This window comes from Lactobacillus kefiranofaciens (genome assembly GCF_900103655.1).
In the GTDB taxonomy this organism is placed as follows: domain Bacteria; phylum Bacillota; class Bacilli; order Lactobacillales; family Lactobacillaceae; genus Lactobacillus; species Lactobacillus kefiranofaciens.
This window is the reverse complement of sequence record NZ_FMXC01000004.1, coordinates 18,469-40,925: the sequence shown is the minus strand read 5'-3', so window position 1 is coordinate 40,925 and position 22,457 is coordinate 18,469. Positions and strand designations below refer to the sequence as shown.

The window sequence follows — 22,457 nt, the reverse complement described above, 5'->3', positions numbered from 1 at the left end:
GTAAAAACATGATAATCTAGTACTCGAATGGGTATTTATTACCAGCTTAATTTTTCAATTTAAAGGAGATATTCACAATGGAAAAACGCGATTTTCACATTATTGCAGAAACAGGTATTCATGCACGTCCAGCTACTCTTTTAGTACAAGCTGCTTCAAAGTTCGGTTCAGACATTAACTTGGAATACAATGGCAAGTCAGTTAACTTGAAGTCAATCATGGGTGTTATGTCACTTGGTGTTGGTCAAAATGCTGATGTTACTATCACTGCTGAAGGTGACGACGAAAAAGACGCATTAGACGCAATCGCTGACACTATGAAAAAAGAAGGTTTAGCTGAATAATGACCAAGACTTTAAAAGGAATTGCTGCCAGTGACGGTATCGCTATTGCTCCAGCATATCTTCTTGTAGAACCTGATCTTTCATTCACTAAGTCATCAATTGATGACGTTGATTCAGAAGTAGCTCGTTATAATGATGCTATTAAGGAATCAACTTCAGAAGTTGAAAAAATTCGTGATACTGCTAAGGAAAGTTTGGGCGAAGAAGAAGCCCAAGTTTTTGAGGCTCACTTAATGATTTTGAATGACCCAGAATTCACTGGTGCCATCGAAAATGAAATTAAAAACTCCAAGATTAATGCAGAAGCTGCTCTTGATGAAACTGCTCAAAAATTCATCGAAATTTTTGAAGGGATGACAGATAATCCATACATGCAAGAACGTGCTGCCGATGTACGTGACGTTTCAAAGCGTATCATGGCTCACCTTCTTGGTAAGGGATTGCCAAACCCAGCTTCAATTGATCATGAAGTTATTGTTGTAGCTCACGACTTAACTCCAAGTGATACTGCTCAACTTAATAAAAAGTATGTTAAGGGCTTTGTCACTGATGTTGGTGGTTGTACTGCTCACTCAGCAATTATGGCTCGTTCACTTGAATTACCAGCTGTAGTTGGTACTGATTCAATCACCAAGGACGTTAAGAATGGCGACATGCTGATCGATGATGGTCTTGATGGTGCTGCTATTATTGCTCCAAGCGATGATCAAGTTACAGACTACAAGAAGAAGGGTGACGACTTCCTTAAGCAAAAGGCTGAATGGAAGAAGTTGAAGGATGAACCTTCATTAACTGCTGATGGTAAGCAATTTACTATTGCAGCTAATATTGGTACTCCTAACGATATGCCAGGTGTTCATGAAAACGGTGCTGAAGCTGTTGGTTTGTACAGGACTGAGTTCTTGTACATGGATTCATCAGACTTCCCAACCGAAGATGACCAATTCGAAGCCTACAAGAAGGTTATCGAAGGTATGAACGGTAAGCAAGTTATCATCAGAACCATGGATATTGGTGGTGATAAGCACCTTGATTACTGGGACTTGCCAGAAGAAATGAACCCATTCTTAGGTGTACGTGCTATTCGTCTTTCACTTAAGAACGAAAAGATTTTCCGTACCCAATTAAGGGCTTTGCTTCGTGCATCTGCATACGGTAAGCTTGGTATCATGTTCCCAATGATCGGTACTTTAGCTGAACTTCGTCAAGCTAAGGCTATCTTAAATGACGAAAAGCAAAAGTTGATTGATAAGGGCGTTAAGATCGGTGATAACTTACAAGTTGGTATGATGATCGAAGTTCCAGCAGCTGCTGTATTAGCAGATCAATTTGCTAAGGAAGTTGACTTCTTCTCAATTGGTACTAACGACTTGATCCAATATACTATGGCTGCCGACCGTGGTAACGATAATGTATCATACTTGTATCAACCATATAACCCATCAGTACTTCGTTTGATCAAGCATACTATTGATGCTGCTCATGAAAATGGTATTTGGTGTGGTATGTGTGGTGAAGCTGCCGGTGATAACACCATGTTCCCAATTTTACTTTCAATGGGACTTGATGAATACTCAATGAGTGCAACTTCAATCTTGCGTATTAGAAGCTTAATGAAGAAGTTCGATACCAAGGATCTTAAAGAATTAGCTAATGAAGCATGTTTCGTTTCAGAAACTGCTGAAGAAAATGAAAAGTTAGTTAATGACTTGATGAAGAAGATTAACAAGTAATTCAAAATTGAATTGAGAAAAGAGACTGTAAGGTCTCTTTTTTGTTTTTTAAGTAAAAAATAGAATTTCTTCACAAATTATTCATGTTTTATCCTTAGAATATAGTCAAAAGTTAACATAGAAGATAAAATGAGCACTTACAAAAAAGAAGTTAGTATGTTATAATAATTTTAAGTTAAAGAACGTATACAAATAATTGTTCTGAGGAGCGTGATTTTATGGTAGATTTATATGTATCTCCTAGTTGTACCTCATGTCGCAAGGCAAGAGCTTGGCTTGAAAAGCATGATATTCCTTATAAAGAAAGAAATATTTTCTCTGAGCCTTTAACTAAAAAAGAATTGTTAAACATCTTGCGTATGACCGAAAATGGTACTGAAGAAATCATTTCTACCCGCTCAAGAGCTTTTCAACAGTTAAAAATCAATTTAGATGATTTATCAATTGATCAGTTGCTTGATTTAGTAGAAAAGAATCCTAGTTTATTAAGAAGACCGATTATTATGGACGATCGTCGGCTCCAGGTTGGTTATAATGAAGATGAGATTCGCCGTTTCTTACCAAGAAAAGTACGGCGGCTAGAACTGGCTGAAGCACAAAAGATCGCAGATTTATAGAGATAAAGGTGTTAGTGTTAAAGCTAACACTTTTGGTTTAAACAAGAAGTACGCTACAATAGATTTATATTAATCATGGAGGTGAAATTCCTGTGCAAGTGGATCATATTAATGAAAATACGATCAGGGTTAGAATTAATAAAGATGAGTTAGCCCATCGCGGTTTAAAGGTTTTAGATTTGTTGGGTGACAAAGAAAAGATCCAGAAATTCTTTTACTCAATCTTATCTGAAGTTGATACGGATCATACTTTTGGCCAGGGTGTACCAGTTACTTTTCAAGTAATGCCTAATAATGTTGGCCTTGATCTAATGATTACTAAGGTTCATCCGGATGAAGCAAATACTTTACGAAAGATGATGAACAGCGGGTTTGACGATGAAGATACCACTAATCAAAAGCAGACGCAATCTGATGCAAGAAGGAGTTTGTTCGATCTTGATCCAGATGATGATTTAAATACCGAACTTGATCCTGCAGTGCAAAAGCAGCAGGAAGCTAATACTAATCAAGATAGCAGCGTTAATAATGAATATTGGAAATTTCAGAAAAAGCATGCTTACAGTTTTAATGAATTAGGCAATGTAATCGAGTTAGCTGATAGTTTGCGAGTTAGCGATTTGGCTTCAAGCTTATACTATTTGCGTGGGCAATATTACTTGGACTTAGCTTTTCTTGATGAAAATTATGCTGAACTCAAACCGGCAGATGCCTGGGCAATTGCTAATGAGTATGGTATTAAGATTAATGATGAAGAAATGAATACTGTTAAGGAAACTGGCAAATGCTTGTTGCGACAAGATGCTTTAGGTAATATTCGTCACTATTTTTTAGTATCAAATAAATAATTAAGATTTTTTAAAGAAAAAGAGTCGGTGTGAAAAAACGGCTCTTTTTTGCGTAATAAAACATGGGTGATAAAAATGTATGCAGCCATGTTAAATAAGAAAATTGTACTTGCGGTTAGTGAAGCATATTTGGTAAATAAAGGACAAAAAAAGTTAAACTGGGATAATTATCGTTGTCCTCATTGCAATAAAAAGGTAATTTTAATTGTTTCAGAGCAGAAAGCTGCTTTCTTTAAGCATATATCTAGTTATGGCAGTGCCTTAGGAGAAAAAGAAGAACATCATCTGTCTAAGATGCTCCTCAAATCAGCGCTGACAGCTGCTGGGTTCAATGCTCAGGTAGAGATACCATTAGCAGATGGACAATTGCGGGCGGATGTGTTGGCATCTAAAAAATTAGCTTTTGAGGTACAATGTGCACCATTAAGTACTGCCGAATTTAATCATCGTCATAACCTATATAAAACAATTGGCGTAATGGATATTTGGATTGTAGGTCAACGACATTATTTAAAAAGAAACTTAAAGCATACTCAATTAATCTTTTTTAGAAAAAATAAAAAATGGGGTAACTATTATTTGGAAGTAAATCCTAAGAGAAATTATTTCTGTTTAAAATATAATGTTTTACAGGAGCCACTTACTAAGAAGTTAGTCTATCAAACCAAGTATTTTGCATTAGACGAGGTTGATCTAAGAACGTTCTGGAATTTTAGGCCGTTGAAGAGAAAGTATGTCTTACAAAAAGCTAGTCAAAGAGAATACTTAATTAAACAAATAAGGCAGAAGAGTAAATTAGGCTTGCGAATCGGCCAAATGTTGTATGAGAGAAAAATGACTGTTACGGATTTACCGGATAGTTTGTTTCAAGTTTGGCGAGATCCTGGTGAAGAAGATTCAGTAACTAAATTTTTGCGAAAAAAACGCCTTGATTTAGATCAGGCGCAAATGATTTTGTTGTGGTAAAAAATTGGAGAACCAATTAGATGAGTTAGGTAAAAATAGATGAATCAAGTCAGTTTGGTTAACTGGCCCTTCAAGTAAGACGCCGTTTTGATCATTATTTTCGTCAAAAATAATAGTTGTAGGCGTAGCTTGAATTCTCCATTGATTAGCCAGTTTTTGGTCTTCTTTAATTGAAGTATGTAGATAATCGCTCTGCTTAATCGTTTCAATGGGTGAATTCTTAATATCTAGTTCAGTTGCAATCTCTTGTAACAATTCAGGCTTATAAGCAGAAGCGTCTTGACTTAACCGTTTTTGCAATTCATATAAATATCTGCGTGCCTTTTTATTACCATAAGTTAGCTTGATTGCATGATAGTTCTCTAGTGCTTCATAAGTAGCTTTAGAAAAAGTACTGATATCAGGCAATTTTTGGGCATCTTGACGACGACGGATGGCATCGTCATTAACTAGACAAACATTAGCGATTGGGATGTAATGATAACAAACATCTACCCCTAATTCATCAACGGTTTTACGGATTTGTCTTTCTGTGTCATAGCAATAGATTCCTATTGGATTGATGAATAGAAAAATTTCAAACATACTCTCGACCTCTTTGATATTTTACTAATTGTTACTTTAGCAAGAAACAAAAACAGTGACAAAAAATATGCTTTATTTTCTATATGTTATTTTCTGTGAGCGTTTGCACGAGCGATCTTGCTTTGATTAGTATTAGTACTGGTTTGACTAAAATCATAATCATATTCTAGCACTTGCTGAACTTGACCAATTAATTTAGGGTTAGTATTTTCGATTTCGAGTTCAAAGTCTTGGTAGCCATCTGGATATGATGTCGCGTCTAAAGTTAACTCGGCATTTTTAGGTCCATTCATGAGGATGCGACGTGTTTTACTCCAGGTAAAAAGAGCTAGATCTTTTTGCTCTTGTTTAAAATGCTCATTCAGATAATGACCGATATTGCCTTGAAAAGTAAAATGCTTTTGTGCAACTAATTTTTTAGCTTCGGCATGAGTTAGGTTGTCATTGATTTCAATTACTTCATGAAAATTTTTTTGCACGGGATTAGGATCTGGAACTTTCATTGTTTGTTCGGCATGGTCAGCGTAAATTCTAATTCTTAGACTAATTTGGTGCTTTTTTAACAGACTATTAGGAGTGTCAAAATAATAATTCTCTTGGACAAAATCTTGTTTTACTGGGAATGAATGGGTGATTTTTTCATAAATATTTTTAGTTAATAGTGTTTTGGCTTCAATTTCGCGATTTTTACTCATAATTTTTCCTCCAAACTATCTACATTAATTATATGGTAAAATGAGTTTGTTTGCTTAAGAAAGGAATGTTTTCTCATGAAAGAAATAGATTGGGATAATTTCTTGTGGCCTTATAACGAAGCTGTTCGTGAATTAAAGGTTAAATTTCGTTCTCTTAGACAAGGCTTTTTAACTAAGGGAGAACATTCACCGATTGAGTTTGTAATTGGTAGGGTTAAAACAGTAGATTCTATTAAAGAAAAGATGCAGCGTCGGGTGATTAATCCAGACGTAATTGAAACGGATATGCAGGACATCGCTGGTATTCGAATCGTAACGCAATTTGTCGATGATATCTATAAGGTGGTAGATTTAATTCACGCTCGTGATGACATGGAAGTAGTTGAAGAGCGTGATTATATCAAAAATGCCAAACCATCCGGATATCGTTCATATCACATGGTGATTAATTATACTGTTTATCTGCCTGAGGGCCCTAAAAAATTAATTGCAGAGATTCAAATTAGAACCTTAGCAATGAATTTCTGGGCTACTGTAGAACATACCTTAAATTATAAATATCAAGGTGTCTATCCAGATGATATTTCTGAACGTTTGAAGTCTACAGCTGAAGCTGCTTATCGCTTGGATGAAGAAATGTCGTCGATTAAAGATGAGGTTCAAGAAGCTCAGAAGATTTTTACCAAGAATAAGGGCAAGGAAAAGTTATGAAAGTAACGATCGCGCATAATAACTACGACCAGACGCTAAAAACAGTGGCTCGTTTAAAGGAGTTATTAGATAAAAAAGGTGTTGTGTATGATGCTAAATATCCTGATGTGGTAATTACCGTAGGTGGGGATGGCACATTAATTAATGCCTTTCACCGTTATGAAAATCAGGTAGACTCAGTGCGCTTCATTGGGGTTCATACGGGACACCTGGGTTTTTATACGGATTGGCGTAATTATGACATTGATAAGATGGTAGATGCACTTTTTATGACTAAAGGAGAGCCAGCCAAATACCCCTTGCTTGAAATTAAGATGCTGACAGAGTCGGGTGAGACGCAATATCATCTAGCCGTTAATGAATCGGCAGTGAAGCGGGTTTCGCATACTCTAGAAGCTGATGTGTACATTAACGATGAATTATTTGAAAATTTTCGTGGGGATGGCCTATGTGTATCTACACCTACGGGATCTACGGCTTATAGCAAGTCCTTAGGTGGGGCAGTGATTCATCCCCGTTTAAAGGCTTTACAGATGACAGAAATTGCCTCGATTAACAATCGTGTATTTAGGACATTATCTGCGCCAATTGTGATTGCACCAGATCAATGGATTACAATTATTCCTAATGCAGATCATTTCGTGATGACGGTAGATGGAGCAAGAATAGATGTCCGTAATGCCAAGAAAATTGAATATCGTATTTCTAGGCATTCGATTCAATTTGATCGTTTTGGACACCATCATTTTTGGTCACGTGTAGAAGATGCATTTATTGGAGAAAATAAAGAAAATGACTAGTTTATTCAAACTAATTGTGCATGAAAGAGACCCAAAAAAATTGGGCTCTTTTTTGTTAAAAAACGGTTTTTCACATCAGGCCTTGATTAAGGCTCGTTATCACCATGGCATGATCTTGGTGAATCACAAGAGACGGTATCTTAGTTTTCAGCTAAAAGCTGGGGATGAAGTAATTTTCGTTACTGGAGAAGAAAAGAAAAATGATTTCTTAAAGCCGTCTACCAATCCGATCAAAATTGTTTTAGAAACTAAAAATTATTTGATTGTTAATAAGACTGCTGGTGTTTTGTCTATTCCCTCTAGGTATGAAGATAATGATGCGGTGGTTAACCGGGTTATGGGCTATTTCGCACGAAAAAATGTCAATTTGAAGCCACAATGTCAATTTGAAGCCACATGTTATTACGCGGCTTGACCGAGATACTTCTGGCTTAGTTTTAGTAGGTAAAAATGCGGTTGCCCATGCTCGTTTTAGCAAGCTCGGCAAAGAAAAATTTATCAAAAAATATCATGCCATTGTCCATGGTAATTTTACTGAAACTGAATTGACTGGTTTGATTAATCAACCAATTGGTAAAAAGGGTAGTGGGGTGAAGCGGGCAGTAGTTGCCGATGGTAAAAAAGCACAAACACAGTATCAAGTTCTTAAGCAAGTTCCGGGTGCTAGTCTAATCCAGCTCCGCTTACTTACTGGGAGAACGCACCAGATACGCGTGCACATGGCTTATTTAGGTCATCCCTTGTATGGTGATCCATTATACGGGATTAAAGATGGCTTTAAACGGCAAGTTTTAAACTGCTTTTATCTAAATTTTCCAGATTCTTTTAATCATGATCAGCTACAAACTGTCGAGGTCAGTGATCCTCTTGATATGCAAGAATTATGGCGTAAATTAGCTAATTAATAAAGAATTCTAAAATTATTAGCGAAATCTACTAAGGACTTGCATAAGGAAACCGTTTTCTTTAGAATTGAAAGTGTAAGATAAAATTATACCTATACAGAAAAGAGGACACTTTTATGTATTATTCCAATGGTAATTATGAAGCCCTTGCAGATGCTCAGAAGCCTGCAGGTGTAGATCATAAGTCCGCTTATATTATTGGTAGCGGATTGGCAGGACTTTCTGCTGCTGTATTCTTAGTTCGTGATGCTCAAATGAAGGGCAAAAATATTCATGTTTTAGAAGAATTACCAGTCGCAGGTGGTTCACTTGATGGTGCCAACCGTCCTAACGCAGGCTTTGTAGTGCGTGGCGGTCGTGAAATGGAAAACCACTTTGAATGTTTGTGGGATATGTATCGCTCAATTCCAAGTTTGGAAATTCCAGGTGCATCCTATCTGGATGAATATTATTGGCTCGATAAAAAAGATCCTAACTCATCAAATTGCCGGTTAATATATAAGCGCGGTGATCGTCTGCCAAGCGATGGTCAATATGGTTTAGGCAAATGCACTAAAGAAATTGTGAAATTGATCATGACTCCGGAAAAAGAACTTGAGGGTGAAACTATTGAGGAATTCTTCAGTGATGACTTCTTCAAGACTAACTTCTGGTCTTATTGGTCAACTATGTTTGCTTTTGAAAAGTGGCATTCAGTAGCTGAAATGCGGCGCTACTGCATGCGTTTCATTCACCATATTGATGGCCTGCCAGATTTTACTGCTTTGAAGTTTAACAAGTATAACCAATATGAATCAATGGTTAAGCCATTATTGGCTTACTTGAAGGATCACGGCGTTCAATTTGAATATGATTGTCATGTTAAGAATGTAGAAGTAGATCATGATGGTAGTCAAAAGATTGCCAAGAAAATTATCATGACTCAAAAGGGCAAGGAAGCTGAAATTCCTTTAACGCCAAATGATATTGTCTTTATTACTAATGGTTCAATCACTGAAAGTTCAACTTATGGTGATCAAAATACGCCAGCTCCAATTACTCATGCCAAGGGCAGCTCCTGGAAATTATGGGAAAACTTGGCTAAGCAGGATCCGGCCTTTGGTCATCCAGATGTCTTCTGTGAAAACTTGCCAGAGCGGAGCTGGTTTGTATCTGCAACTGCTACTTTAGAAAATAGAAAATTAGCCCCATACTTTGAACGGTTGACTAAGCGTAGTCTCTATGATGGCAAAGTTAATACTGGTGGGATTATCACAATTGTTGACTCTAATTGGGAACTTAGCTTTACTATTCATCGTCAGCCACACTTCAAGAGCCAAAATCCAGATCAAATTGTAGTTTGGATTTATGCTTTGTATTCAGATACTGAAGGTAACTACATTAAGAAGAGAATCGTCGATTGTACTGGTAAGGAAATTGCGGAAGAATTGCTATATCACTTAGGTGTGCCAGACAGTCAAATTAGTGAAATGGCTAGTAAAGAGAATATGAATACTGTTCCGGTTTACATGCCATATATTACTAGTTACTTCATGCCGCGTCGTGATGGCGATCGCCCTGCAGTTGTACCAGAAGGATCAATTAACATTGCCTTTATTGGGAACTTCGCTGAATCGCCAACTAGAGATACGGTCTTTACTACTGAATATTCAGTTAGAACTGCGATGGAAGCAGTTTACACATTGCTTAATGTTGACCGTGGCGTTCCAGAAGTCTTTGATTCAATCTATGATATTCGTCAGCTTCTGCGTGCGATGTACTACATGTCAGATAAAAAGAAGATCGAAGATCAAGATATGCCATTGCCTGAAAAATGGGCAGTTAAAACTGGTATGAAGAAGATTAAGAAGACTTGGGTAGAAGAATTGCTTAAAGAAGCCAATTTAATTTAGATAAAAAAGACAAAATGAAAAAGGCTTGAGCTAAAACTCAAGCTTTTTTTGCATGTTCTTTTAAAACTTTCATTACTAAGAGAATAGCGCCGGCTATTAATGCCAGTACAATAAAAACAATTACCGCTTTAATGATCCTGCTGCTATCAAGGTGGAGGATCGAGTCGCCACCGTATGCATAAATATAAGCAACGGGAGCTACGCCAATCACGATTGGAAGCAGCTGTTTTTTACGATTATTTTTATTAATCATGCCATTGACGTAACTGACGGTTGCGCTCGGAATAAACGGAATCATATAGCCGATTGTTAAAGCAATCATTGGATATTTTTGTGAGGTCAGTAATTTATAAATCTTGCTATGGGTCATATGTTTAATATCATAAAGCTTGCGCAAGAGCTCCATCAGAACGATTTGCCCTAAAATATCACTGATCCAGTTAACAATAAAGCCGAAAGCTGGGCCATATAAAATTCCATTTAAGACGCAGAAAATTCCGTTTGATAAACCAGGAATTGCCACGCAGATAGCATTTAAAATGAATAAAAAGGCTAGATCTTCAATTCCATGACTACGGACCATTTTAATTAGCAACTCTTCATTATGGTGGTCAAAATGAACTAATAGTTTTAATTCGGGGAGATAGCTTAAGTACAATTTATAAAGTAATAGTAATCCAAGCAGTCCTCCTAGAATAAATAAGATAATGCGAATGATTTTTGGTTTCACTTTGTCACCTTCTTAATTTCAAAGTATCTATTACTTATTTTACTTTAAAAAATGATAAGAAAAAAGTCATGACAGCTATTGCCATGACTTAATTAATGAAGAGTGAAGCTATTTAGTAAATAAAACGCGAGTACCTTCTGGAACTGCAATTTCTTTTTGGATTGGAGTTAGGGTTCCTGTTCCAGCGTTTCTTAGGTAAAGCGTAGCATTATCAGTGTTTTGGTTAGCAGCTACGACATATTTTTGGTTAGCATCCCAATTGAAATCTCGAGGGAAATCACCAAAGGTTGAAACCCGTTGAACTAAGCTCAAAGTATGGTCATCGTTAACTTTAAAGACAGTGATTGAATTATGACCGCGATTGGAATTATAAACATATTTGCCGTCTTTACTGATATAGAGAGCTGCGGCACCGTTATGAGCAGTGAAGTCTTCAGGAATAGTCTTAACTGTGGCGATATTTTCAAAATTCCAGTTATCTTCATTAAACTTAACTACATTAATTTTGCTGGATAATTCGCCGACAACGTAGAAGTAATTACCATCTTTTGAGAAGACAATGTGACGACTGCCAAAGCCAGCCTCGTTTTTGTATTGAGCCAAATGTTTTAATTTTCCTTTTTCAAGATGATAAAAATCAACTGTATCGTTGCCTAAATCGCAGCTGACCAAGTTGCCAGCTGGAGTTTGATCGAAGAAATGAGGATGAGGGCCATCTGTTTGTTCTGGACGAGGACCAAGAATCTCAGCCTTATGTGTAGTAGTTGTGATCAAGTCTAACTTGCCATCATTGTTGTAGCTGAAAACTGATAAAACAGCGGTGTGATAGTTTGCCGTGTAAAGCAGTTTTTGTTCACGATTGATTCCTACATAAGCAGGTGAAGCACCAGGAGTCAAGTAATGGTCAACTTCACTTGCACCTTGTGTGCTTAATTTAAAGGCACTAATCCCGCCTTCGTCTCCCGCGTTATTAATCGCGAAAACTAAATCTCCATCTTTTTGGAAGTATGTAGGCCCGCCCACACTGATAATATTCTCAGCTTTGCTTAGTCGAGCATCATTATTTTCACCGGTAAAAGGTAATTCATAAATACCTTTAGAAGTTTTTTTGGTATAACCACCGATTAATACTTTCATTTATTTAATTGCCTTTCTTTTTTAGAAAATATCTTAGCCATTACTGAAATTAAGTATACCATGTGAAGCACCAAAGCGGATTATGACTTGTTTCTTCAGAAAAGTGTTACGGTTATTCCATAAGGAAAAATGAATAAAGTTCGTAGTAAAAACTAAGAAGGCGTACATAGTTGGATGAAAAAAAGGTTCGTGAACTTTATGCTAAAGCTAGTTTAATGGATGTTTTTAACAATTTGCATTCTTCTAAAAATGGGTTGTCTGATGAGGAAGCTGCTAAACGTTTAAAGAAATATGGCTTAAATACCATTAAAAAAGCAGCAACTGAATCAGAATGGCGTACATTTTTTAAAAACTTCACCAGCATGATGGCGATTTTGCTTTGGATTTCTGGTCTAATTGCGATTGTATCAGGAACTATTGAACTAGGAATTGCTATTTGGCTAGTAAATATTATTAATGGCTTGTTTAGCTTCTGGCAGGAAAAAGCCGCTAAGCGTGCAACTGACGCGTTGAATAAAATGTTACCAACTTATGTTGAGGTAATTCGTAGTGGTAAGAAAAAGCAGGTTGATAGTAAAAATTTGGTGCCCGGAGATGTTTTTGTCCTTCAGGCAGGTAATTCGATTCCAGCTGATGCACGAATTCTTTCTGCTAGTTCTATGCAGGTAGATCAGAGTGCATTAAATGGAGAGTCTGTTCCCGAGTCTAAGACCACTAAGTATGATCCTGGTGAAGGCGAATATGCAGAGAGTAACTTGGTTTATTCCGGCACGACTGTTGGTGCTGGCAATGCCAGGGCGATTGCATTTGCGACAGGAATGAACACGGAATTCGGTCGAATTGCCAGTTTAACGCAAAAGCAAGAGAAGACTTCTAGTCCTTTGACAGCTGAGCTTAATCGCTTAACCAAGCAAATTTCGATTATTGCGATTACAATTGGAGTTATTTTCTTTATTGCGGCAATTTTCTTTGTTAAATATCCTTTAGCAAAGGCCTTTATTTTTGCATTAGGGATGATCGTTGCTTTTATTCCAGAAGGGCTGTTGCCTACCGTTACCTTAAGTTTGGCCCAAGGAGTCAAACGAATGGCTAAAAAACATGCTTTGGTTAAAGAGCTTAATTCAGTTGAAACTTTGGGTGAGACTACGGTGATTTGTTCCGATAAAACGGGCACATTAACGCAGAATCAAATGACGATCCATTATCTTTGGACTCCAGCTGGTGAATATCAAGTTACTGGTAATGGTTATGTCAATAACGGTAAAGTTGAATTTAACAAGCAACAATTGTGGTATGAAGAAAATCCAGATTTGCATAAATTGGTGCAAATTGCAGCCTTGGATAACGACACAACTGTAGAGCCAAATAAGAATGGTGGCAAACCTAAGATTTTAGGCACGCCGACTGAAGCTTCTTTGATTGTAATGGCGCAAAAAGCAGGATTTGATAAGCAAAAAGTGTTGGTTAAATATCCCAGTTTGCGAGAATTGCCATTTGATTCTGAACGTAAGAGGATGTCCACTATTCATCGCTGGAATGACACTCAGGATATTATTTTTACTAAGGGTGCTTATAGCGACACAATTAAACAGTGTGATCGCATCCAAGTTAATGGCCAAGTGAGAAAAATGACACAGGCCGATTTAATTCGTACTAAAAAAGCTAATGCAGATTATGCTTCTCGCGGCTTGAGGAGCATGGCTTTAGCTTACAGAATTATTGATCAAGATACCGATATCAATAAAATTGATATTGCTCACGCTGAGCAACACTTAATCTTTGTGGGTTTGGCTACAATGAGCGATCCGCCACGGCCAGAGATTTATGATGCTGTTAAACGTTGTCATCAAGCAAAAATCAGAATCATTATGGTTACCGGAGATTCTAAATTAACTGCTAAGTCGGTAGCGGTAAAAATTGGGATTACCTCAGACAAGGCACGAGTTATTTCAGGTACGGAGCTTAATCAAATGAGCGATGAAGAGCTTCGTCAAGTTTTGCAAGGCGAAGTTATTTTTGCCCGGGTTGCTCCTGAACAAAAATACCGTATTGTAAAGAATTGTCAGGCAAATGGAGAAATCGTGGCTTCAACTGGTGATGGCGTAAATGATGCCCCAGCTTTAAAGCAGGCCGATATTGGTATTGCCATGGGGATGACTGGTACTGATGTTGCTAAAGATGCAGCCAATATGATTTTAACGGACGATAACTTTGCTTCTATTGTGGCTGCTATTGAAGAAGGGCGTGCGGTTTATAGCAATATTCGCAAGTTCTTAACTTATATTTTGACTTCGAATGTTCCTGAAGCTATTCCATCAGTATTGTTCCTGTTTTCAGCTGGGCTTATTCCTTTGCCAATGACCATTATGCAGATTTTGACTGTTGACTTAGGTACTGATATGTTGCCGGCTTTAGGCTTAGGTGCTGAGGCAGCAGATCCAGATACAATGAAGGAGCCACCGCGGAAGAGATCAGAGCACTTATTAAACAAACATGTAATGATTAAAGCAATTTGCTGGTATGGTCTAATTTCAAGTCTGATTTCTACTGCTGCCTACTTCTTTGTCAATTATCAAAATGGGTGGCCTCAAACTGTTTTAGCCGCTAGTGGTCCCGTTTATATGAGAGCTACTACCATGGTTTTAGGCGCAATTGTCTTTACGCAGATTGCGAATGTCTTGAATTGCCGTACTAATAAAACCTCAGTCTTTAAGAAAGGCTTATTCAGCAATAAAAATATTTGGTATGGCATTATTTTTGAAATTTGCTTATTCTTTATCTTGACGATTACACCAGGGATCCAGCAGGTCTTCAATACTACAACTTTAGCTGCTTCAGATTGGCTGTTTTTGTTCTTATTGCCAATCCCATTAGTGCTTTTGGAAGAAGCTAGAAAATGGCTGATGTATCACAAGAAAAATAATTAGAGAATTTGAGCTGTTTAAAGTTTTTAAGCGGCTTTCCTTATGCTAAAATTATTTTTAAGGAGATATAAATTATGAAATGGATTTCAACTATTAAAGCAATTGGTAAAAAAGCCGTTGATAATAAAGACGGTATGGTAATTTTATTTGGTGAAGGTGCCAACAAGGATTTAGAAGATGTTTCTGTGATCCAAAAGTTTGGTAATGAAACGCCAGTTAGTGGTTTTGTCTTTAAAAAAGGCGATACTGTTACTGTTGACGGTCAAACCTATGTGGCAAGCTATGTTGGTCCAATGGTAGAAAGCAACATGAAGGCATTAGGTCACGCAACTTTGTTCTTTAACTGTAAGGTTCCTAAGACGCCTTTAGCAAATGCTGTCTATTTTGAACCAGATGCAGCAGGGATATTGCCAAACTTTAAAGTCGATGACGACATTGTTTATGAACATATTTAAAGACTAGGACCATAAAAAGATGAAACATAAACGAAAACGTAAAGCAGAAACGATCTTTCAAAGATGGTTTCTAGATAATCGTTTTAGCATCGTTTTGCTGAACATCTTGTTGTTCTTCTTGATCATTTGGGTCTTTAATAAGGTTTCATTCGTATTGAATCCAGCCTGGGTTTTCTTCAGTGCAATTTTGCCACCACTTTTATTGGCGGTTATTCAATACTATGTGATGAATCCAGTAGTAGATTGGTGTGAAAAGAAGTTCAAGATTCCAAGAGTAGCGACTATCTTGGTTTTGTTCTTGCTGATCTTGGTAGCTTTAATTTGGATTATCAATATTTTGGTGCCTATAGTGCAGAATCAGATTAATGCGTTGATCAAAAATTGGCCACATATCTGGAATGATGCGGTCAATGTTACACAGAATGCATTACAGGATCCGCGATTGCACGAAGTCAAGGGCAGCTTGCAGCACATGATTGATAATACTCAGAAGACTTTGTTCAAATCTGGACAGAGTACGTTTGCGGCTACGATCGGTAATATCTCATCAGCTGTCAGCGTGATTACGATGATAGTAATGACGCTTTTGACGGCACCATTTATTTTGTTCTTCATGCTCAAGGATGGTCATCAATTAAGACCATATATTACCAAGTTTGTACCTGAAGACTGGCAAGCAAGTTTTAGTCAGCTTCTTTATGATATCAACCGTGCATTGGCCTCATATATTCGTGGGCAGATTACGGTTGCCTTCTGGGTTGGCGTGATGTTTGTTATCGGTTATACCGTGATTGGTTTGCCATATGGGCTTGCCTTGGCAATCTTGGCTGCCTTTATGAATTTAATCCCATATTTTGGTACGCCACTAGCTTTGATTCCAGTCCTGGTAATTGCGATTATGACGTCAGTGCCAATGCTGATTAAAGTATTGGTTGTCTTTGTAATTGAGCAGGGAATCGAGAGTCGACTTCTCAGTCCATTGGTCATGGGCAATAAGATGGAGATGCATCCCGTGACGACTATCTTGCTTTTAATTGGTGCTAGTGCTGTTTGGGGACTTTGGGGCGTAATTTTCGGAATTCCGATTTATGCAGTCTTGAAGATTATCGTATCTCGCGTGTACAATTATTATCGAAGAGAATCTGACGTTTTTAAAGAAACAGAGGCTGCTTCTTCGACCACGGGGGATGCAGATCAAGTAAAAACAAATAATACTAAATAGTTTTAAAGCGTGGCTTAAAAGCTACGCTTTTTTGATTAAGGAGTTTTTTGAATGACAAATCACGTTGTTTTATATGAACCTTTAATGCCAGCAAACACTGGCAATATTGCACGTACTTGTGCGGGAACTAATACAGTTTTAGATTTAATTGAGCCATTGGGTTTTCAAATTGATAATAAAAAAATGAAACGGGCAGGCCTTGACTATTGGGATAAGGTTGACGTACGGATGCATGATGATTTAAATGCTTTTTTAAAAACATTGGGACCAAATGATGAGATGTATTTGATTTCTAAGTTTTCATCTAAGAATTATGCAGAAGTTGACTATACTGACCCTAAGAAAAACTATTATTTTGTTTTTGGTAAAGAAACAACAGGATTACCAGAGACATTTATGCGTGAGTATTATGACCGCAATCTGCGTATCCCAATGTCAGATAATATTCGCTGCTATAATTTATCTAATTCGGTAGCGATGGTATTGCTTGAAGCATTGCGTCAACAAGGCTTTCCAAACATGGAAACGGCGCACCATTATGAAAATGATAAGTTAAAGGATGATTATAACCGTCCAGAAAGATATGAACGTAATTTAGGAGAGAAAAAATAATGGATATTAAAAAGCAAACTTCAGTTATTGTACAAGCATTTCACTATGATTTAACTGATGGTAATGCCACACCTAAGAGTGACGTTAAGCCAGGTCTTAGAAAAATTGATGTTAGTGAAGATCAGGAACATTCAGAAGAAAATGGCAGCTTTTATGATGTGGCTGTTTTTTATGATGTTATTCCTGCACCAGGTGAATTTGAAGTAAGTGGTGAAATTCACCAAATTGTGCAATTAGTAGGCTATCATGGTGATGGCTCAGATATTAGCAATGCAGATTGGCAATTGTTAAGTCGGCCTTTAGTTGAATATATTGAAACTTTGACCTATGAAGTAACCCAGGTTACTTTGGATCAGCCGATCAACTTAAACTTTAAGGCCAATTTTGACCACTAATTAGGGTGAGTACATGCCTGTAAAAAAGAAAAAGAGAAAAACTAAAAGAAAATATCATAAAAAGAAAGTAAATAAAGAGCAAAATCTAAATTGGAGCGTTTTTGGTCTAGTCTTGCTGTTAATTGCTGTTTTGGCTTTAGTTAGATTTGGAATTTTAGGTAAGCAGATTGCCAATTTAATTCGACTCTTTTTTGGTGATTCTTATTTATTTACTGCTGGACTATTTGGTTTATTTGGTTTGGTAAATACAATTTATAATCAACCAATTCATTTGACCATTAAAAGGACTATTGGACTTTGTCTGGCTTTTTTAGGCGTATTGCTTATCCAGAGCAGTTTATATTTTGAACATGAATTAGTTAATAGTGGCTTTCTGAATTCTTTTTGGCATGCAATTAGTGCCGAGTTTGGACGGGCCGGTGTAACTGAGGATGTAGGCGGTGGATTAATTGGTTCATTAGGCTATCAAATTTTCTATCCATTACTAGGTCAATTGGGAGTGAGAATTTTCGCGATTCTTTTAATTCCAATTGGTATTCTGATGTTCTTTGACGTGAAATTTAGAACAATTATGGAAAAATTTCAGTCGGTCAGTCAATTATTTATTCAACGCAATAAAGAAGCTGGAGTTAAATTAAAGAATAAGTACAGCGATGTTTTGGAAAAGAAAAAGCAAAAGACTCTTGCGACTGAAAAACAGCAGCAAGATGATAAGACTATTTTTCCTGATGTAGCTGATTTTGATCCAGATGATTCTACTCCTGGTGAAATAACTCCGTCTAGTGAGGATGTTGAAGTTGAAAAAACGGATCCTGAGCCAGAACCACAGATTCAAATCGCGCCGCAGTCTAATGAAACTTCTTCAGAAAAAGACTTACCTAAATCTCATTCTTTTGCTGAGGAAGATCGTAAGTTAAAACAAGACTTAGCTAATGTGGATCATGGAGAACTTAAGACAGATGCGGCAGTTAATAAAGCATATAAAATGCCCCCAATCAGTTTGCTTGATCCTATAAAAGCAACTGATCAAAGTGCTGATCGGAATTTAATTAAGAAGAATACACAGGTTTTACAATCCACGTTTAAGAGTTTTGGGGTTAAGGTAATTATTAAAAAGGCAATTCTAGGCCCCACTATTATTCGTTATGAGGTTCAACCCGCTGTAGGAGTTAAGGTTAGCCGTATCGTTAATCTAGCTGATGATCTGGCTCTAGCTTTGGCGGCTAAAGATATCAGAATTGAAGCGCCAATTCCTGGTAAGCCTTTTATTGGAATTGAAGTACCTAATCGAGCTACGTCTGTAGTCTCTTTTAAGGATGTAATGGAGCATCAAGATGCTAAGGCCAAAAATAATCTAATGGATGTTCCTTTAGGCAAGGATGTTACAGGAATGACGATTTCTGCTAATTTAGCTAAAATGCCGCACTTGTTAATTGCTGGATCAACTGGTTCGGGTAAGTCAGTGGCTATTAATACAATTCTGGCTAGTATCTTGATGAAAGCTCGACCAGAAGAAGTCAAACTAGTGCTGATCGATCCTAAGATGGTGGAATTATCAGTTTATAACGGCGTACCACACTTATTGATTCCGGTAGTTACTGATGCAAAATTGGCAGCCAATGCTTTGCGCAAGGTCGTTAAAGAAATGGAACGACGCTATAAATTGTTTGCGGCTGGCGGCGTACGTAACATGAAGGAATACAATCAGAAAGCAGCGGAGAATAATCAGGATAAGTCAAGGCCAGCAATGCCGCTTTTACCATATATTCTCGTGGTAGTTGATGAACTTAGTGATTTGATGATGGTAGGCGGTCATGATGTAGAAGGTGCGATTGTTCGCTTAGGGCAGATGGCCCGTGCTGCTGGGATTCATATGATCTTAGCAACTCAGCGTCCTAGTGTGGATGTTATTACTGGCTTGATTAAGGTTAATGTTCCTTCTAGAATTTCATTTGCCGTTTCTAGTGGAGTCGATTCAAGGACTATTTTGGATCAGACTGGCGCTGAAAAACTATTGGGACGGGGCGACATGCTCTATATGCCTATTGGCGCTTCTAAGCCTGAACGTATTCAGGGTGCTTATATTGCTAGTGATGAAGTTGAACGCGTTATTGACTGGGTTAAAAAGCAACAAAAAGCTGATTATGATGCATCAATGATTCCTAAGAAGGGTGAAGCGGCTTCTAGTGATAACCAAGAAGACGATGAGCCGGAAGATGAGCTTTATACGCAAGCCGTTGAATTAGTTCGTCACCAGCAAACAGCTAGTGTTTCGATGCTGCAGCGTCGTTTTAGAATCGGTTATAATCGTGCCGCTAGGATGGTTGATGAAATGGAAGCTAAAGGAATAGTAGGCCCATCTGAAGGCTCTAAGCCGCGTCAGGTATTGGTTCCAGCAAAGAATGAAGGTAATACAGCTCATGCTAACAACTAATATTGCAATTCGAAAAAATAAAAAATTTACTACGGGTACAATTGGCTATTTCGTGCGTTTCCCACTTACTAGTCATAATTTGGCCTTTGCCAGTTTATTAGCAAGGATGCAGATGAATCTTTCTCTCTCTTATCCGTCAATTGCCAGTCAACAGCGTGCTTTATCTCAATTGTATGATTTGCAATTTGAAGTGATGCCGCAGCTTTTTGGTAAAGAAATCATTTTGACTTATTATGCAAATTTTGTAGAGCCAATTGAGATCTTGGATCCAGATTATACCTATGAAAAAATAATTGGTACTTTAGGTCGGATTATTCGCTTTCCTAATAATCAACCTGCTGCTTTAAATTTGGCTCAAAGGCAGTTAAAGGACGATTACCGCGAGTTAATGGGGCAACCATTCAACTATGCTTTAGATCGCTTTTTTAAATTTTGGTATCAAGATCAACCAGACTATGCCGAGAATTTTATGGGTCCAATTGCTGAAATTAAAAGTGCTGATCACAAGCAAATGGAAGACTTTATTAGCAGTTTGCGACAGCAACCAGTGGCTATTTTAGGGATGGGCCGTGATAATACTTTACTAACTAAATTAGCGCAAAAAGAGTTTCGTGGTGCAGGCGTGATTGGTCAATTTCAGGTAGATGATATGACTATTCCTGCTAAGCGGAGCTTGATTGATCAAGTGGATCAACAAGGCAATATTCAAGCTCAAGTAATGTTGGGTTTTGAATTTAAAGACCGAACTACTTATCAAGATCAAATTGCTGGTACTTTACTTGAGCAGTATTTAGCAGGGGATGAGTCTTCTAAATTATTTAGTCAAATTCGGGCAGAATTAGGTGCAGCTTATGATGTTAGTGCCAGCAGCTTTGCCAATAATTCTTTATTTTTGATTAATACAGGAATTGATCCCCAAAAAGTAGGATTAGTTAAGCAAATTATTTTAAACGAGATGGGCAAAATAGCTAATGGCGACGTTGATGAAGTAATTTTTAAAAAAGCGAAAAAAGCAGTGCAGCGTAATCACTGGATTGGTTCGGATAGTCAAAATTGGCAATTAGGGCAAGCCTTGCGCGCAGAATTATTGCCAGAATATGTCAACTTTGATCGCGAAGATGCTATTAAAAAGTCAACGCCACATCAAATGGTTAATTTTGCCCGCAATCTATTTTTTAATGAAAGCTATATTTTGAAATGATTACACCAAAAATTATTAAACGAAAATATAAATCTGGCTTTACGGCTGAAGTTATTTTAAAGCCCCATTTTTATCAACGCTTTTTCGGAATCATGATTGATTTTGGTAGTAGTGATGAGCAAGAAGTAGCGGGATCTGCTCATTTTTTAGAACATAAACTATTTGCTAAAAAAGAAGGGGACATTTCACAGCAATTTGAGGAAATTGGTGCATATGTTAATGCCTTTACCTCCTTTAATGAAACCATGTTTTATTGCACTGGGATTGAGCATATCCCTAAGATGATCGAGCTATTATTTAGACTAGTTGGTCAGCCGTATTTTACTAAGCAAAATATCGCTAAGGAAGCCCCAATTATCGAACAAGAGCTTGCGACTTATAAGGATAACCCAATTTGGAGCGTTAATAATGCGATTATGACCAGCATGTTTGGTCATTCTAATTTAGGGACTGAAGTTGTAGGGGATGAAAAGTCGATTAAAGCGGTCACTGTGGAAAACTTGACTCAGGCTTATGAAAACAATTATCTGCCTGGTAAAATGCAGTTTGTAGCTTGCGGTGATTTTTCCACTAATCAGGTGCAAACCATTTTGCGTCAGGTAGGTAAATTAGAAAAAATGTATCTTACCAATAAATCAACTAAAAGTGCTCAAATTATTGCTCCAGTAGGTAAATTACAAAATCAAATTTTACCCGCAAGAGGGAATTCTAATGCATTTGGTCTAGGCATTCGCTTTAAAAACTTTAAGAAAGTATTATCAAGTTCTGATTTAACTCAAATTTTGCTAGAAATAATGTTAGAATCAAAACTAAGTGTAATGGGACTGTGGTTTGAAGAGATGAGGAATAAACAATTATTAACCGATTCGCTTCAGATATCGGTTAATTACACTAGACAAGGTGATTTTGCTACAATCTTTGGTGTGAGTGCTCAGGCTGAAGTTATTATTAGTGAAATAAAAAAGATATTGACTCAACCTATTAAGAATAATTCTGAGCAATATCGTTTTATTAGAGATAATTTTGATTTACAAAAGAAAGAATGGCTCGCTAGAACCGTACGAACGCGGAATGATATTTCATCTTTAGCTATTGAAATGGTAGAAGAAAGCCTAGATCATGAAAATTTGCAGCAGAATTTAATGAAGCTGCAGTCGATGAGTTTTGAAGAATTTTATCAGAGTTGTCAAAAAATCATGAAAGATAGTGAAATTTGCTTTGCCTATTTGAATTCTAATAAGGAGTGATCTT

At 37.2% G+C, this 22,457-nt stretch carries 20 protein-coding genes and 1 pseudogene; 17 read left to right on the top strand and 4 right to left on the bottom strand.

Translation table 11 applies throughout. The annotated features are described in order from the left end of the window. The first annotated feature begins 77 nt into the window (after window positions 1-77). From BLP58_RS02935 to BLP58_RS02915, 5 genes are all read left to right on the top strand, one after another. The gene (locus tag BLP58_RS02935) at window positions 78-344 is read left to right on the top strand and encodes a phosphocarrier protein HPr (protein WP_003546482.1); all 267 of its coding nucleotides are present in this window, start codon (window positions 78-80) and stop codon (window positions 342-344) included. Then, window positions 344-2,077: a phosphoenolpyruvate--protein phosphotransferase gene (gene ptsP, locus BLP58_RS02930; RefSeq protein WP_013854488.1), complete on the top strand. Its 1,734-nt coding sequence runs from the start codon at window positions 344-346 to the stop codon at window positions 2,075-2,077. Before BLP58_RS02935 ends, ptsP begins: the two co-directional genes overlap by 1 nt. Before the next feature lie 218 nt (window positions 2,078-2,295). Beyond that, a complete protein-coding gene (gene spxA / locus BLP58_RS02925) occupies window positions 2,296-2,694 on the top strand; it encodes a transcriptional regulator SpxA (RefSeq protein WP_013854487.1) in 399 nt (132 codons plus the stop codon). A 92-nt stretch (window positions 2,695-2,786) separates the two neighbouring features. Continuing rightward, window positions 2,787-3,542, top strand: coding sequence for an adaptor protein MecA (locus BLP58_RS02920; RefSeq protein ID WP_025084095.1), 756 nt, complete (start codon window positions 2,787-2,789; stop codon window positions 3,540-3,542). Between the two features lie 75 nt (window positions 3,543-3,617). Further along, the gene (locus BLP58_RS02915) at window positions 3,618-4,508 is read left to right on the top strand and encodes a competence protein CoiA family protein (RefSeq protein ID WP_013854485.1); all 891 of its coding nucleotides are present in this window, start codon (window positions 3,618-3,620) and stop codon (window positions 4,506-4,508) included. On the opposite strand, the gene BLP58_RS02910 is transcribed toward BLP58_RS02915, so the two are convergent. Further along, complete coding sequence (locus BLP58_RS02910; RefSeq protein ID WP_013854484.1) at window positions 4,476-5,093, bottom strand: DsbA family protein; 618 nt, start codon at window positions 5,091-5,093, stop codon at window positions 4,476-4,478. The two genes, BLP58_RS02915 and BLP58_RS02910, sit on opposite strands and share 33 nt — an antisense overlap. An 86-nt stretch (window positions 5,094-5,179) precedes the next feature. Further along, window positions 5,180-5,788: a CYTH domain-containing protein gene (locus tag BLP58_RS02905; RefSeq protein ID WP_013854483.1), complete on the bottom strand. Its 609-nt coding sequence runs from the start codon at window positions 5,786-5,788 to the stop codon at window positions 5,180-5,182. Between the two features lie 75 nt (window positions 5,789-5,863). On the opposite strand from BLP58_RS02905, the gene yjbM reads away from it, so the two are divergent. The 4 genes and pseudogenes from yjbM (at window position 5,864) to BLP58_RS02885 (ending at window position 10,096) form a co-directional block, all read left to right on the top strand. Next, window positions 5,864-6,499 (top strand): GTP diphosphokinase, encoded by a 636-nt coding sequence (yjbM, locus tag BLP58_RS02900; protein ID WP_013854482.1) that lies wholly within the window; start codon window positions 5,864-5,866, stop codon window positions 6,497-6,499. Beyond that, window positions 6,496-7,299, top strand: coding sequence for an NAD kinase (locus tag BLP58_RS02895; protein ID WP_013854481.1), 804 nt, complete (start codon window positions 6,496-6,498; stop codon window positions 7,297-7,299). Before yjbM ends, BLP58_RS02895 begins: the two co-directional genes overlap by 4 nt. Then, a pseudogene (locus BLP58_RS02890) lies at window positions 7,292-8,204 on the top strand (RluA family pseudouridine synthase). Before BLP58_RS02895 ends, BLP58_RS02890 begins: the two are co-directional and overlap by 8 nt. Window positions 8,205-8,320: 116 nt before the next feature. Next, a complete protein-coding gene (locus tag BLP58_RS02885; protein WP_013854480.1) occupies window positions 8,321-10,096 on the top strand; it encodes an oleate hydratase in 1,776 nt (591 codons plus the stop codon). Window positions 10,097-10,133: 37 nt separating this feature from the next. Here the strand turns inward: BLP58_RS02885 and BLP58_RS02880 are convergent, their stop codons facing one another. Then, entirely contained in the window at window positions 10,134-10,826 is a 693-nt protein-coding gene (locus BLP58_RS02880) for a TVP38/TMEM64 family protein (protein ID WP_025084096.1), read from the bottom strand. A 108-nt stretch (window positions 10,827-10,934) separates the two neighbouring features. Next, window positions 10,935-11,963, bottom strand: a complete 1,029-nt coding sequence (locus BLP58_RS02875; protein WP_025084097.1) for a lactonase family protein — start codon at window positions 11,961-11,963, stop codon at window positions 10,935-10,937. 170 nt (window positions 11,964-12,133) lie between these two features. On the opposite strand from BLP58_RS02875, the gene BLP58_RS02870 reads away from it, so the two are divergent. From BLP58_RS02870 to BLP58_RS02835, 8 genes are all read left to right on the top strand, one after another. Continuing rightward, the gene (locus BLP58_RS02870; RefSeq protein WP_025084098.1) at window positions 12,134-14,890 is read left to right on the top strand and encodes a cation-translocating P-type ATPase; all 2,757 of its coding nucleotides are present in this window, start codon (window positions 12,134-12,136) and stop codon (window positions 14,888-14,890) included. A 71-nt stretch (window positions 14,891-14,961) separates the two neighbouring features. Further along, the gene (locus BLP58_RS02865) at window positions 14,962-15,342 is read left to right on the top strand and encodes a PTS glucitol/sorbitol transporter subunit IIA (protein WP_013854476.1); all 381 of its coding nucleotides are present in this window, start codon (window positions 14,962-14,964) and stop codon (window positions 15,340-15,342) included. 19 nt (window positions 15,343-15,361) lie between these two features. Continuing rightward, entirely contained in the window at window positions 15,362-16,564 is a 1,203-nt protein-coding gene (locus tag BLP58_RS02860; RefSeq protein WP_013854475.1) for an AI-2E family transporter, read from the top strand. A gap of 51 nt (window positions 16,565-16,615) precedes the next feature. After that, window positions 16,616-17,176, top strand: coding sequence for a tRNA (cytidine(34)-2'-O)-methyltransferase (locus tag BLP58_RS02855; RefSeq protein ID WP_013854474.1), 561 nt, complete (start codon window positions 16,616-16,618; stop codon window positions 17,174-17,176). After that, complete coding sequence (locus BLP58_RS02850) at window positions 17,176-17,571, top strand: DUF1149 family protein (protein ID WP_013854473.1); 396 nt, start codon at window positions 17,176-17,178, stop codon at window positions 17,569-17,571. The genes BLP58_RS02855 and BLP58_RS02850 overlap by 1 nt, the downstream gene beginning before the upstream one ends. Before the next feature lie 13 nt (window positions 17,572-17,584). Then, window positions 17,585-20,005, top strand: a complete 2,421-nt coding sequence (locus BLP58_RS02845; RefSeq protein ID WP_013854472.1) for an FtsK/SpoIIIE family DNA translocase — start codon at window positions 17,585-17,587, stop codon at window positions 20,003-20,005. After that, entirely contained in the window at window positions 19,992-21,206 is a 1,215-nt protein-coding gene (locus BLP58_RS02840) for an insulinase family protein (protein ID WP_013854471.1), read from the top strand. The genes BLP58_RS02845 and BLP58_RS02840 overlap by 14 nt, the downstream gene beginning before the upstream one ends. Next, window positions 21,203-22,453 carry a M16 family metallopeptidase gene (locus BLP58_RS02835; RefSeq protein WP_013854470.1) on the top strand — a complete coding sequence of 417 codons (1,251 nt, stop codon included), beginning with the start codon at window positions 21,203-21,205 and terminating at the stop codon, window positions 22,451-22,453. Before BLP58_RS02840 ends, BLP58_RS02835 begins: the two co-directional genes overlap by 4 nt. The last annotated feature ends 4 nt before the right edge of the window (window positions 22,454-22,457 follow it).

Excerpts from the sequence above, each read along its gene's own strand:
- BLP58_RS02840 (WP_013854471.1), top strand. The coding sequence starts at position 19,992 with ATGCTAACAACTAATATTGCAATTCGAAAAAATAAAAAATTTACTACG.
- BLP58_RS02895 (WP_013854481.1), top strand. The coding sequence starts at position 6,496 with ATGAAAGTAACGATCGCGCATAATAACTACGACCAGACGCTAAAAACA.
- BLP58_RS02875 (WP_025084097.1), bottom strand. The coding sequence starts at position 11,963 with ATGAAAGTATTAATCGGTGGTTATACCAAAAAAACTTCTAAAGGTATT.
- BLP58_RS02850 (WP_013854473.1), top strand. The coding sequence starts at position 17,176 with ATGGATATTAAAAAGCAAACTTCAGTTATTGTACAAGCATTTCACTAT.
- BLP58_RS02855 (WP_013854474.1), top strand. The coding sequence starts at position 16,616 with ATGACAAATCACGTTGTTTTATATGAACCTTTAATGCCAGCAAACACT.
- BLP58_RS02845 (WP_013854472.1), top strand. The coding sequence starts at position 17,585 with ATGCCTGTAAAAAAGAAAAAGAGAAAAACTAAAAGAAAATATCATAAA.
- yjbM (WP_013854482.1), top strand. The coding sequence starts at position 5,864 with ATGAAAGAAATAGATTGGGATAATTTCTTGTGGCCTTATAACGAAGCT.
- BLP58_RS02915 (WP_013854485.1), top strand. The coding sequence starts at position 3,618 with ATGTATGCAGCCATGTTAAATAAGAAAATTGTACTTGCGGTTAGTGAA.
- BLP58_RS02905 (WP_013854483.1), bottom strand. The coding sequence starts at position 5,788 with ATGAGTAAAAATCGCGAAATTGAAGCCAAAACACTATTAACTAAAAAT.
- BLP58_RS02935 (WP_003546482.1), top strand. The coding sequence starts at position 78 with ATGGAAAAACGCGATTTTCACATTATTGCAGAAACAGGTATTCATGCA.
- BLP58_RS02835 (WP_013854470.1), top strand. The coding sequence starts at position 21,203 with ATGATTACACCAAAAATTATTAAACGAAAATATAAATCTGGCTTTACG.
- BLP58_RS02860 (WP_013854475.1), top strand. The coding sequence starts at position 15,362 with ATGAAACATAAACGAAAACGTAAAGCAGAAACGATCTTTCAAAGATGG.
- ptsP (WP_013854488.1), top strand. The coding sequence starts at position 344 with ATGACCAAGACTTTAAAAGGAATTGCTGCCAGTGACGGTATCGCTATT.
- spxA (WP_013854487.1), top strand. The coding sequence starts at position 2,296 with ATGGTAGATTTATATGTATCTCCTAGTTGTACCTCATGTCGCAAGGCA.
- BLP58_RS02865 (WP_013854476.1), top strand. The coding sequence starts at position 14,962 with ATGAAATGGATTTCAACTATTAAAGCAATTGGTAAAAAAGCCGTTGAT.
- BLP58_RS02885 (WP_013854480.1), top strand. The coding sequence starts at position 8,321 with ATGTATTATTCCAATGGTAATTATGAAGCCCTTGCAGATGCTCAGAAG.
- BLP58_RS02910 (WP_013854484.1), bottom strand. The coding sequence starts at position 5,093 with ATGTTTGAAATTTTTCTATTCATCAATCCAATAGGAATCTATTGCTAT.